The following is a 12,835-nucleotide window of genomic DNA, read 5'->3' on the forward strand; positions in this document are numbered from 1 at the left end:
CAAGGTTCTCGGGCAGCGTCGGCCCACTCATCGGCATGCTCCGCTTTCGGTTCGATCGGTCATCGCGGCGAACGGCTGTGCACGAGCTGCGAGGCCGAGACGACGTCGCCGGCGCGGACGGTCACCTCGGTCGGCGCGGGCCGCCCCAGGAACGCCAGCAGGCTGGCCGTCGGCCCGTACGCCCCGGCGTTGGGGATCGCCACCAGATCACCGGGATGCAGGTCGGGCAGCTCGATCTCCCGGCCGAGTACGTCACCCGGTGTGCACAACGGGCCGACGAGCGAGGCCCGTTGGGTCGGACCGCCGGCTCCGGTCGGCTCCACCGCGACGGGCAGCAGCCGGCCGAGCCCGGACATCCCGCCGAAGGTGTTGATGCCGGCGTCGGTGATCACGAACTTCCGGCCGCGGCCCACCTTGACGTTGGTGACGGTGGCCAGCAGCGTGCCGCAGCCGCCGACCAGGTACCGCCCGCTCTCGCACGCGATGCGCGGCGAGCCGTCCCGCCAGTGCGGGAACTCGGCGTCCAGGGCGGCCTCCAGTTCGCCGCGCAGCCTGGGGTAGCGCGTACGGCCGCCGGGCACGCCGTAGGGGACGCTGAATCCGCCGCCGATGTCCAGATGGCGCAGCGGCAGACCGTGGGTGCGGCTCAACTCGGCGGCGACCCGCAGGGTGGTGCGGAACTCGCCGATGAGGTTGTTCTCGTCGGTGGTGTTGCTGAGCGGGAAGAAGTGCATCCCGGTGATGTCCACCGCGGACACGCCGGCCGGGCCGCGGAGTTCGCCGAGCGCTTCGGCCAGGTTCTCGCTGTCGAAGCCGAACTGCGACGGTGCGCCGGTCATCCGGATGCCGGTGGTGGCGCTCGCGGAGTCGGCGTTGATGCGCAGCAGGGCCTCGACGCGGACGCCCTGCCGGCGGGCCGCGGTGTCGAGCCGGCGCACGTCGGTGACGGAGTCGGTGGAGAACAGGCGCACGCCGAGCGTGATCGCCTCGTCGAGTTCGCGTGCGGTCTTGCCGGGGCCCGTGTACAGGCAGTCGGCACCCGGAAGTCCGGCCTCCAGGGCGGCGGCCAGCTCTCCGGTGGAGCTGATCTCCGCGCCGCATCCCGGCGCGGAGGGCTCAGGACCGACGGCCCGGACGACGTCGGGGTGCGGATTGGCTTTCAACGCGTAGTACAGGTCCACTCCCTCAGGCAGCGACGAGAACAGGACGGACTTCGCTTCGGCGACATCGTCGAGGTCGTAGACGTACAGCGGAGTCCCGTACTGTGCGGCCAGCCGAGCGTGGAGCGCTTCGTCACGGGCTCGTGGCATGGGGGGAATCTAGGTGAGCGGCAAAGAGCCGGGGTACCCCTAGCGGCCGACCACGGCACGGCCGCCACCAGCCGGTTAGGGGTTGCGTAGGGGTGGACGGGTGCGGCCCGCGCGGCCGGGCCGCACCCTTCGTGCTCACTCGTCGTCGATCATCAGCATGTCGATCAGTTCCGCGGCGTCCATCTCGTCGATGGCGGCGTCGTCCACGGCCAGGAACCGGTCGGCGCCCTCGATGCCCGCCAGGCCCATGAGAGCGTCCAGCAGGCCCGCCGTGCGCAGCCGCTGGAAGGGGATCCGGGCGAACAGGTCGCGCAACCACGCGTCGTCGTCCCGGTCCGCCGCCGGCTCGGTGTCGGGCAGCAGTCGCTCGCGCAGGTGCGCCGCGATGTCGGCCACGCTCGGGTGGTCGAAGACCAGGGTCGCCGGCAGTTGCAGGCCGGTGGCCGTCGCCAGTCTGTTGCGCAGCTCGATGCTGGTCAGCGAGTCGAATCCGGTGTCCTTGAACGGCCTGTCGATCTCGATCGCCGTCGGTGAGCCGTGTCCGAGGACGGCCGCCGCGTGCGCCTGGACGAGTTCGGCGAGCACCTGTTCCGCCTCCCGCGGGCCGAGCCCGGCCAGCCGCGCGAGCAGGGCGGTGTGCGGCTCCTCCGCGCCCGTGGACGTGGCCGCCCCGGTCCGGCGCGGGGTGCCGGCCAGGCCGAGGAACATCGAGGGCACGTCGTCGTCCCGCTTCCGCAGCGACGCCGCGTCGTACCGGAACGGCATCAGCTGCGGGCCGCCGGCGGCGAGCGCGAGGTCGAACAGGGCGAGGCCCTCCTCGGGGGAGAGACCGCCCACGCCGGACGTGGCCATCCGGGCGACGTCGGTGGCCGACAGGTCCCGCGCCATGCCCTGGCCGGCCCACATGCCCCAGGCCAGCGACTGTCCGGGCAGCCCCAGCCCCCGGCGGTGGGAGGCCAGCCCGTCGAGGAAGGCGTTGGCGCAGGCGTAGTTGGCCTGGCCCGGGGCGCCCAGCGTGCCGCCGCCCGAGGAGAAGAGCACGAACAGGTCCAGGTCGAGGCCGCGGGTCTGCCGGTGCAGGTTCCAGGCCGCGTCGGCCTTGGGTCCCAGGACCGTGTCCATCCGCCGCGGGGTCATCGCTCCGAGCACGCCGTCGTCGGTGACGCCCGCGAGGTGGACCACGCCGGCGAGCCGCTGCCCGGCCGGGATCGATCCCAGCAGCGCGGCCAGGTCGTCGGGGGCGGCGACGTCGCAGGCCGCCAGCCGTACGTCGGCGCCGAGGGCGGAGAGTTCGGCGGCGGCCCCGGCCGCCCCGGGCGCGTCCGGTCCCCTGCGGCTGACGAGGATCACCCGGCGCGCTCCGTGCCGGGTCACCAGGTGGCGCGCGACGAACCGGCCGAGCGCGCCGGTTCCGCCGGTGACGAGGACCGTGTCGTCCGGGCCGAGGCGCCGGGGGACGTGCAGCACGGCCTTGCCGGTGTGCGGCGCCCGGACGGCGTCGGCGGCGCGTCCCATGTCCCACAGGTACGGGGACGCGGGGTCGTGGCCGTCGCCCTCGAAGAGCGCGGACGGCTCGCCCGCCGTCGTGCGGACGCGGTCGGCGGGGAGGGCCGCCGCCGCGGCGAACGACCACCGCTGCGGCAGCCGCACCACGAGCCGCTGATCGGCCACCGCCGTCGGCCCCGCCCCGCCGGGCAGCAGCACCAGGACGCGGTCTCCCGGCGTGAGCCGGTCGACGCCCGGCCCGGTCTCCTCGACGATGCCGGCGCCCACCGCCGTATCGGGGGAGTCGAGTCCCACGGCCCGGATGCCGATCCGCACCTGCCCGGCGGCCGGCGGCGCGTCCTCGGGGGCGGCGACCGGGGCGAGGTGGTCGAGCGTGTCCTGGGAGGTCGCCTCCACCCGCCAGTTCTCGGCGCCCGCGGGCGCGACCAGCGCGGTGGAGTGCGCGAGACGGGGGGCGAGAAGCCGGCCGTCGCGCACGGCGATCTGCGGTTCGCCCGTGGCGAGCGCGGCGTCGAGCGCCGCCGGATCCGCCGTGTCGTCGGTGTCGACGAGGACGAAGGCCCCGGGGCACTCCCCCTGCGCGGTGCGCACCAGGCCCCACAGGGCGGCCCCGGCGAGGTCGCTGACCGCCTCGCCGCCGCGGGCGGCCACCGCGCCGCGTGTCACCACGGCGACCCGCGAGCCGCTGAGCCGCTCGTCGGCGATCCGGGCCTGTACGACGGCGAGCATCGTGTGCACGGCCTCGTGGAGCGCGGCCGGGAGACCGGATGTCGTGCCGGTGCGGTGCGGGACGAGGATGACGTCGGGCACGGGCGCGCCCCCGGACAGCGCGTCCGCCAGGGAGCCGATCGCCGGATACGTCGTCCCGGGCGCCGGCTCGCCGAGCGCCGGGACGGACGCGGCGGTGTCCGGCCCGACGACCGCCCGGGTGAGCGGAGCGCCGGCCGCGGCCCCGGACGCCGGCACGGGTGTCCAGGACACCTCCAGCAGGTTCTCGCTCAGCGGGGACGGCGCGCCGCCGGATCCCGGTGCCGCGGGCCGGGCCACCAGTGACTCGGCGGAGAACACCGGCGTGCCGAGCGTGTCCGTGCAGGTGATCTCCGACGTGCCGGCCGCGGTCCGGCGCACTCGGACCCGCAGTGTGGTCGCGCCCCGTGTGTGCAGCACCGCCCCGCCCCAGGAGAACGGGATCAGGGGACGTCCGGGCCGGGCGTCCTCGTCCACGAGGGCCGAGGCGTGCAGTGCCGCGTCGAGCAGCGCCGGGTGGATGCCGTATCCGGTGGCGTCCACGCCGTCCGGCAGGGCGATGTCGGCGAACACGTCGTCGTCCAGGCGCCAGGCGGCCTTCAGTCCCTGGAACGAGGGGCCGTAGTCGAGCCCCCGGTCGGCCAGTTCCCGGTACGCGTCCGCGACGTCGACGGGGCGGGCACCGGGCGGGGGCCAGTGCCGTGACGTGTGGGCGGCGGAGTCCACGGCACCGGGAACGGGCCCCTCGCCCAGGATTCCCTCCGCGTGCTTGGTCCACGGACCGTCGGTCGTGGTGCGGGAGTAGACCGCCAGGGTGCGCTGCCCGGTGTCGGGGGCGGGTGCCCCGGCGTGGATCTGCAGGGTGGTGGGGTGCTCCACGGAGAGGGCGAGGGGGGCGTGCAGGGTCAGTTCCCGGATGTGGGAGGTGTCGGTGCGTTCGGCGGTGTGGAGGGCGAGTTCCACCAGTGCGGCGCCGGGCAGCAGCGGCTGCCCGTTGACGGCGTGGTGGGTGAGCCAGGGGGTGGCATGGGGGGCGAGGGTGCCGGTCAGGAGCAGGCTGCCGTCGGTGGCGAGGCCGGTGACGACGGGCAGCAGCGGGTGGCCGGTGGACTCCAGGCCGGCGGTGTGGGGGGTCGTGGTGGCGCCGAGCCAGTAACGCTTGCGCTGGAAGGCGTACGTGGGGAGGTCGGTGTCCTCGTCGACGGCGGCCTGCTCCCCGGTCCGGGGCAGGGTGCGGACCCAGTCGACCGGGGTGCCGCCGACGTGGAGACGGGCCAGGGCCGTCGTCAGGGCGGTGGTCTCGTCCTGCCCGGGGTGCAGCGTGGGGATCGGGATGGCCGCGGGGTCCGGGCCGGCGTCGAGGGTGTGTCCCGCCAGCGTGGTGAGGGTCCTGTCCGGTCCGATCTCCAGCAGGACGGTGCAGCGGTGGGTGCCGGTGAGCGTCGCCAGCGCGGCGGGGAAGTCGACGCCCTCCCGGGCGTGGCGGGTCCAGTACCCGGGGTCCGCCGGCTCCTCGGCGGTGAGGGTCAGGCCGGTGAGGGCGGACACGAAGGGGATGGTGGGGGCCCGCCAGTCGACGGCCGCGGCGGCCTCCGCCAGGGCGGGCAGGGCCGGGCCCATCAGCCGGGAGTGGAAGGCGTGCGACACCGGCAGCGGTGATGTCCGTATGCCGTTCGCGGACAGGTACGCCGTGGCCGCCGACACGGCCTCGGCGTCCCCGGAGACGGTGGTGTGGCGGGGGGAGTTGACGGCGGCGATGTCGACTCCCGGGAACCCCGGGCTCGCTCCGCCCTCACCTGTTCCGACGGGTACGTCCGTGCCGGCGAGCACGGCCGCGACCGTCTCCCGGCCCGCGGACACCGAGGCCATCGCGCCGCCGGACGGCAGGACCTGCATGGCGGTGGCCCTCGCCGCGACCAGCCGGGCGGCGTCCGCGAGGCCGAGGGCCCCGGCGATGTGGGCCGCGGAGAACTCGCCGATGGAGTGCCCGGCGACCGCGGCCGGCGTGACGCCGAACGACTCCAGCAGCCTGGCCAGAGCGGTGTGCAGGGCGAACAGCGCGGGCTGGGTGTAGACCGTCTCGTCCAGCTCGTCACCGGAGGCGACGACCTCCGCCAGGGGCCGCGGCAGCAGCCCGTCGAACGCGGCGCAGACCTGCGCGTAGGCCCGTGCGAACTCCGGGTGGGCGGCGGCGAGTTGCGCTCCCATGCCGGGGCGCTGCGATCCCTGCCCGGAGAACACGAACGCCACCCGGGCCGCTCCCGCGCGCCCGGACACCGTGCCCGCCGCCTCGCGGCCCTCGGCCAGCGCGTCCAGTCCGGCCAGCAGGTCCTCGGCGGACCGGCCGGACACCACGGCCCGGTGCTCGAACAGCGACCGCGATCCGGCGAGCGCGCGGGCCCCCGCCACCAGCGGGAACCCGGGGCGCTCCCGCACGAACCGCGCCAGCGCCCCGGCCTGTCCGGCGAGCGCCGCCGCCGAGCGTCCCGACACCGCCCACGGCACCACTCGGCCCGCCGCGCCCGGTTCCGCTCCCGCGGGCTCCGGCGGGAGCGGGGGCGCCGCCGCGTCGTTCCGGGGCGGCTCCTCGATGATGATGTGCGCGTTCGTGCCGCTGATCCCGAACGAGGACACACCGGCCCGGCGCGGACGCCCGCCCCGCTGCCACGGCACGGCGTCCGCCAGCAGCCGGACCCCGCCGGAGGACCAGTCCACCTCGGGCGAGGGATCGTCCGCGTACAGCGACCGGGGCAGCACCTCCTGTCGCAGCGCCTCGACCATCTTGATCACGCCGGCCACTCCGGCGGCGGCCTGTGTGTGCCCGATGTTCGACTTCACCGATCCCAGCCACAGCGGCCGCCCGGCGTCCCGGCCCTTGCCGTAGGCGGCCAGCAGTGCCTGGGCCTCGATCGGGTCGCCCAGCCGCGTCCCGGTCCCGTGGCCCTCGACCGCGTCGATGTCGCCGGGCGCCAGGCCCGCGTCGGCCAGCGCCGTCGCGATGACCCGCTGCTGCGCCGGTCCGTTCGGCACCGTCAGTCCGCTGGAGGCGCCGTCCTGGTTGACCGCCGAGCCCCGGACCACCGCCAGCACCCGGCGCCCCGCACGCAGCGCGTCCGACAGCCGCTCCAGCACCAGGACGCCCGCACCCTCGGAGCAGCCCACGCCGTCGGCCCGCGCGGAGAACGCCTTGCACCGGCCGTCGGAGGACAGCCCCCGCTGGCCGCTGAAGTAGACGAACATGTCCGGCTCGGTCATCACGGTCACACCGCCGACCAGGGCCAGCGTGCAGTCGCCCCGGCGCAGTGCCTGCGTCGCCAGGTGGATCGCCACCAGCGAGGACGAGCAGGCCGTGTCCACCGACAGCGCGGGGCCCTCCAGGCCCAGCGTGTAGGCGGTGCGCCCGGACACGAGGCTGCCGTCGCTGCTCCCGGGGCCGTAGTCGTGGTACATCACCCCGGCGTACACACCGGTCGCGCTGCCGCGCAGCGACGCGGGGACGATCCGCGCGTGTTCCAGCGCCTCCCACGACGTCTCCAGCAGCAGCCGCTGCTGCGGGTCCATCGCCAGGGCCTCGCGCGGTGAGATCCCGAAGAAGTCCGCGTCGAAGTCGGCCGCGTCGTAGAGGAATCCGCCCTCGCAGGAGTACGTGGTTCCCGCGGTGCCCGGCACCGGCGAGTACAGGGCGTCCACGTTCCAGCCGCGGTCCGCGGGGAACGACCCGATGGCGTCCGCCCCCGACTCGACCAGGTTCCACAGCTGTCGGGGCGAGGTCACGCCGCCGGGGTAGCGGCAGGCCATGCCGACGACCGCGATGGGCTCGCCGACCGCCGCGGTGAGGCGCTCGTTCTCCCGGCGCAGCAGTTCGTTGTCCAGCACGGAACGGCGCAGGGCCCCGACGAGCTGCTCGGTGGAGGCGTTTTCCTTCATTCCTTCGTCATCCTCACCAGGTGATCGAGGGCTCTATCGGGAGCCGGAGGTCAGGGCGGACCGGGAAGCGGTCCCGTCCAGCGCCTTTCCGTCGAATGTCCGTTGGACGTAGGAGAGGGCCTCCATGAGGCCTCTCGCCGTCAGCCCGTCGCCGTCCGGGCGGTTCTCGGCGATGCCCGCCAGCGGCATCGAGCCGATGTCGGACCAGCGCAGGCGGCCTTCGGCGTCCAGCCGGCTGCGGGTGCGGCCCGCGTTGTCGGGGTGCAGGCAGAACGGGATGTCGAGCAGGCCGCGCCGGAAGGCGGCCACCAGGGCGTCGCCGATGTCGGCCGCGCAGTTGAGCACCGCGTCGATCAGGGCCAGGGCCTCGCGGTAGGTCTGTCCGCCGTCGTCCCCGGTCGGCGGCGGCGTCTCGTTCCGGCGGGCCGCGGCGGCGGCTGTGGCGGCGGCGGTGGCGGCGCGTTCCAGGGCTTCGACGTTCTCGGCGACGGTCGGCAGGCGGTGCGACTCGGCCACGGTCTTGACGATCAGCCGCTCGCTGCCGGTCGCGACCGCGAGGCGGGCGGCGTCGGCCAGGAGTTCGCGGGCGCCGCCGGGGGTCTTGGGGTACATCCCCATGTAGGCGTAGACCACGACGTGCCAGTCGGTGTCCGGCAGGAGTTCGGCGCACAGCCGGCGCAGCGCCCGGACAGCTTCCTCGTCCTGCGCCGCGTTGGTCTGCTGCGCGTAGCTGACCGAGATCGACCGCAGGCCCAGGGCGCGGAAGAACATCCCCTCCAGGACGCTCACCGCGACCAGCAGTCCGGGTGGGCACAGCTGTCCCATCAGGCAGCCGCCGAAGGTCTCCAGGTGCGGCATGCGCCCGGTGTCCCCTACGGCGGCCAGTTCCTCGCAGGACGCCCTCCAGGCGCGGACCGACTCCGCGAGCGGGGTCCGGCCGTAGGGCAGGCAGTACGACACCGGGCCGCCCTCCGTGGCGTGCAGCCCGGCCCGGATCATCCCGCGGACGATCTCCAGCGGCCTGGCCGAACCGTGCCGCACCTGGACCGGGAAGCCCTCGTCGGCGAGGCCGTCGATCACCGCCCTGGTCGTCGCGGCGTCGTGGCTGAGGAGCGGATAGCCGTTGAGCGCGTTGCCGTCCCGCAGGGCCCGGTCCGCCGACTCCAGGTCGCCGAGCCGGGTGTAGCTGTCCAGCGTGATCGTCCCGGCGGTCACCGCGGCGGCCCCTTTCACGGCGGCCAGGCACTCCCGCATCCGCTTCGGGTCGCCGAAGCCGGAGCGCGGCTGCACGACCAGGTCGCCCGCCGCGCTCCGCTCGCGCACGAAGCCGCCGAAGCTCACGCCGTGACCGCCGTCAGCGAGGCGACGAGGCTGCGGAACGACTCGGTGCCGCCCGCGTCGTCGTACACGGCGTCGTAGCCCGCGGCGAGCAGGTCGTCCGCGCGCTGTGAGCGGCCGACTGCGGAAACTCCGAGCTTGCCCCCGATGACGATCGGCACCTCGGCGAGTTCGGGGCACTCCCGCAGCCGTGTGATGGCGCGCATCCCGTCCTGGTAGCCGTGCCCGTTGACGCTGCTGATCACCACCATCGCGGCGCGCCGGGCACGGCACTCGGACACCAGCAGGTCGTCCGGCACGCACGGGCCCAGGTTCACCACCTCGAACCCGAGTTCCTCGATGAGGAGTTGGAGGAAGACGAGGTTCCAGGTGTGGGCGTCCGAGGCCAGGCTGCTGACCACGACGGTGGGCGTCGCCCGTTCGTCCCCGCGGCCGGCCGGCGGGCCGCCGGCCGCGGCGATGGTGCCGGTCATCGGGGGGCGGCCCGGTCCGACGCCGATCGGGCCCGCGCCGCGAAGACCTCGTCGAGGATCCTGGTCAGCTCCCTGGTCGCGTTCTTGCCGTGCGCGGTGAGCGGGAACGCGTCGACCACATGGCACAGGGAGGGGACCTTCAGCGGTTCGAGCCGCTGGGCGAGTTCCCGCAGGACGACGTGGGGGGCCAGCTCGGTCTCCACGCAGATGGCGAGGTCGCGGTCGCCGGAGGGCGGTACGACGCCCGCGGCGCGGACGCCCGGGATGTCCATCGCGGCGGCCTCGATCTCCAGCGTGCTCATCCGGATGCCCTTGCGCTTGAACATGTCGTCGACCCGGCCGTGGAAGTACAGGTAGCCGTCCTCGTCGACGGTTCCGTAGTCCCCGGTGTGCAGCCGCGGTTCGCCGGTGGCGGGGTCGGTGCGGAAGGTGTGCGCGCTGATCTCCGGCTCCCGCCAGTAGCCCGGCATGACGTGCGGCCCCGCCGCGACGATCTCGCCGAGTTCGCCGGCGGGCACCTCGTTCCCGTCCGGGTCGAGGATCAGGACCCTGGTGCCGCGGATGGGGCGGCCCACCGAGTCCGGCCGGTCGTGCTCCTCGTGCGGCGGCATGACCGAGATGCGCTTGCACTCCGTCTGCCCGTACTGGCGCACCACGACGGCCCCGGGGAACGCCTCGCGCAGTCTGGCGGCGGTCGACTGCGGCAGGGCGGCGCCGGTGTTGGTGAACAGCCGGATCCGGTTGCCGCCGGCCGGCTCCGGCTCACGGTCGGCGAGCTTGCCGATCATGGTCGCGAAGGACGGCACGATGGGTACGACGGTCGCGCCGACCTCGCGCATCCGGCGCAGCAGCGTCAGATCGGACTCGTCGCCCGCCAGGACGATCTCACAGTGGGCCACGGCGCACATCAGCACCTTGTAGAGGCCGTAGTCCCAGGAGACCGGGAAGCGGCAGAAGACCACGTCGTCGGCGCGGTAGCCGAGTTCGGCGACGAGCGCGCGGGTGGCGAACACGATCTGCGCGTGCGGCTCCATCACCCCCTTGGGCACCGAGGTGCTGCCGGAGGTGTAGACGAGGACCGCGAGGTCCCCGGCGGTGACCTCCACGGGGTGGGGGCGTGCGCCGCACTCGCGCAGGCCCTCGATCTCCTTCCACACGACGTCGCGTTCGTCGGCGGCGAGGATCAGCCGGGGCTCGGCGCTCGCGATGACGGCCCGCAGCTGGTACGGCCGGGTGTCCGGGTTGACCGGGACCAGCGTCGCACCCGCGCGGCTCGCCCCGAACAGCACGGCGGCGAGCCGGCGGTCGGTCGGCCACTGCACCAGCACCCGGTCCCCCGGCCCGACGCCCCGGCCCTGGAGCCAGGCGGCCACGGCCCGGCTGTGCTCGTCGGTCTCGCGATAGGTCCACTCGCCCTGCGCGTCCCGCACCGCGCGGGCGTCGGGCGCCTGGGCCGCCGCGTCGTCCAGGAGGGTGTGGACGAGGGGGCCACGCGGGGAGGATTCGAGTCGTGCCATGTCCGCCTCTCGCACCACGCACGCTTCCGGGTCGGCCAGAAGCTACCTCGGCCCGTCTGCCGGTCCACACCCCTACGACCCCTATCGGCGCAGCCCGGACAGCAGGTCGGACGCCAGGGCGGTCAGCGCCTTGCGGTCCGTCTTGCGGTTGGCGTTCAGCGGGAGTTCGTCCAGGCGGTGGAAGCGCCGCGGGATGGCACCGTCGGGCAGGAGCCGCCGCAGCCTGCCGACGATGTCGGCGGTCGAGACCCCCGCGGTGGTGTGGAAGGCGATGAGGGCGGTGCCGCCGGGCCCGTCCGCGCCGACGGCGACGGCGTCGTGCAGGCCCGCCTCGTGCAGGGCGTGCTCCACCTCGGCGAGCTCGATGCGCCAGCCGGCCACCTGGACCTGCGTGTCGCGCCGGCCCAGATAGGCCAGCCGGTCGCCGCCGATCCGCCGGACCCGGTCGCCGGTGCGGTACCAGCGGTTTCCCTCCAGGGTCGAAAACCTCCCGTCCTCGTCGGCCGGGTCGAGGTAGCCGCCCGCCACCTGCGGTCCCGCGACGCACAGTTCGCCCTCGTCGCCGGCCGGTTCGCCGTCGTCGCCGAGCAGGAGGTGCCCGTGGCCCTCGTGGATCGCGCCGATGGGCACGATCCCGTTGACGGCCTCCGCCTCGGTGGCGGCGCCCGCCCACCGGTGGGCGGCGATCGTCACGGTCAGTTCCGTGGGCCCGTAGAGGTTCTCGACGGCCGAACCGGGCGCCGCCGCCTGCCAGTCGCGCGCGTCCCGGCACTTGAACGCCTCACCCGCGAAGAAGCTCCACCGCAGCCCGGGCAGGGCGCCGGGGGTCAGCCCGCCCATCCTGCGGACCAGGTCGATGGCGCTGGGCGTGGAGAACCACACGGTGACGTCGTGCTCGGCGAGGAAGCCGGGCAGGTCCCGGTAGGCGGCCGGCGGGATCGCGAGGGCCGTGGCACCCGCGCCCCACGCGCAGAACATGTCGAACAGCGCGCAGTCGAAGTTGAGGTCGAAGGCCTGCGAGAACGTGTCTTGGGGGGTGAAGTCGTAGCGGGCGTCGAGCAGCCCGAAGTAGTGGCCGGTGTTGCCGTGGGTGACCACGACGCCTTTGGGGCGGCCGGTGGAGCCGGAGGTGAACAGGATGAACGCGGGATCCTCCGGCGCGGCCCCGCGCGGCCCGGGAAGCGCCCGCCGTGCGTCCGGCACCAGCGCGGGCAAGGGCAGCGCGTCGTCGACGCCGCCTTCCGGGGCGAGGACGGAGACGGCGGCCATGGCGGCGCCGCCCGCCCCGGCCGGCCCGGCAAGGGTTTTCGCGCCCTCCTGGTCGACGATGAGCGCCGTCACCCCGGCGGCGCTGATCATCCGGCTGGTGCGGGCGGCAGGGAAGTCCGGGCGCATCGGGACCACGGCCGCCCCGGCGCACAGCGCGGCCAGCACGCCGATGTAGGCGGTGGGGCTCTTTCCGGCGAGGACGCCGACGGCCTTCGGCTCCGTGCCGGCCAGCGCCCCCGCCCACACGAGGGCCTGTTCGTGCGCCTGCGCATAGGTGATCCGCCGGTCCGCGATCCGGATCGCCGTCCCCGTGGGGGAGCGTTCGAGTCCGCGCAGAAACCGCGCGTACAGCCCTTGCGGGGCCGGTCCGTTCACTGCGTCCTCCGTCAGGTCGGCCGGCGCTTCGCCGGGAAGGAGTAGGGGTCGGCAGGGCGGGCCGGTGCCGCTAGCGTGCGGGGACAGCACGCCGGAAGCGCCCACAGAGCCTGGAGCAGTCATGCACGATGAGTTCGAGAAGACGGTCCGCAGCTTCCTTCCGTATCTGCCGGGCGACGAGCCGTTGCGGCCGGAGGCCGAACTGCGCGACTACGGGCTCGACTCCCTGGCCACGGTGGAACTGCTCGCGGCGCTGGAGAGCCGGTTCCGGATCCGGTTCCGCGAGGAGGCCCTGAGCCTGGAGACCTTCCGCACGGCGGGCGTCCTGTGGGAGACGCTGTCCGCGCACCTCGGCTCGTCCGCCACCGCCTGA

The 12,835-nt window shown here is 74.6% G+C and carries 6 protein-coding genes and 1 pseudogene; 1 reads left to right on the forward strand and 6 read right to left on the reverse strand.

The window, feature by feature from the left end:
- Positions 1-59: 59 nt before the first annotated feature.
- The 6 genes and pseudogenes from ACZ79I_RS14215 to ACZ79I_RS14240 form a co-directional block, all read right to left on the reverse strand.
- On the reverse strand, positions 60-1,310 hold the full coding sequence (locus ACZ79I_RS14215) for a type III PLP-dependent enzyme domain-containing protein (protein WP_471497498.1): 1,251 nt from the start codon (positions 1,308-1,310) through the stop codon (positions 60-62).
- Positions 1,311-1,445: 135 nt separating this feature from the next.
- Positions 1,446-7,451, reverse strand: a pseudogene (locus ACZ79I_RS14220) (type I polyketide synthase); the annotation flags it as partial.
- A gap of 72 nt (positions 7,452-7,523) precedes the next feature.
- Positions 7,524-8,831, reverse strand: a complete 1,308-nt coding sequence (locus tag ACZ79I_RS14225; RefSeq protein ID WP_471497500.1) for a methylaspartate mutase — start codon at positions 8,829-8,831, stop codon at positions 7,524-7,526.
- On the reverse strand, positions 8,828-9,301 hold the full coding sequence (locus ACZ79I_RS14230) for a cobalamin B12-binding domain-containing protein (RefSeq protein WP_471497502.1): 474 nt from the start codon (positions 9,299-9,301) through the stop codon (positions 8,828-8,830). Before ACZ79I_RS14230 ends, ACZ79I_RS14225 begins: the two co-directional genes overlap by 4 nt.
- A complete protein-coding gene (locus ACZ79I_RS14235; RefSeq protein WP_471497504.1) occupies positions 9,298-10,818 on the reverse strand; it encodes an AMP-binding protein in 1,521 nt (506 codons plus the stop codon). Before ACZ79I_RS14235 ends, ACZ79I_RS14230 begins: the two co-directional genes overlap by 4 nt.
- 81 nt (positions 10,819-10,899) lie before the next feature.
- The gene (locus tag ACZ79I_RS14240; protein WP_471497506.1) at positions 10,900-12,462 is read right to left on the reverse strand and encodes an AMP-binding protein; all 1,563 of its coding nucleotides are present in this window, start codon (positions 12,460-12,462) and stop codon (positions 10,900-10,902) included.
- Between the two features lie 121 nt (positions 12,463-12,583).
- On the opposite strand from ACZ79I_RS14240, the gene ACZ79I_RS14245 reads away from it, so the two are divergent.
- Positions 12,584-12,835: an acyl carrier protein gene (locus tag ACZ79I_RS14245; protein ID WP_471497509.1), complete on the forward strand. Its 252-nt coding sequence runs from the start codon at positions 12,584-12,586 to the stop codon at positions 12,833-12,835.

This window comes from Streptomyces sp. PSU-S4-23, assembly GCF_055632315.1.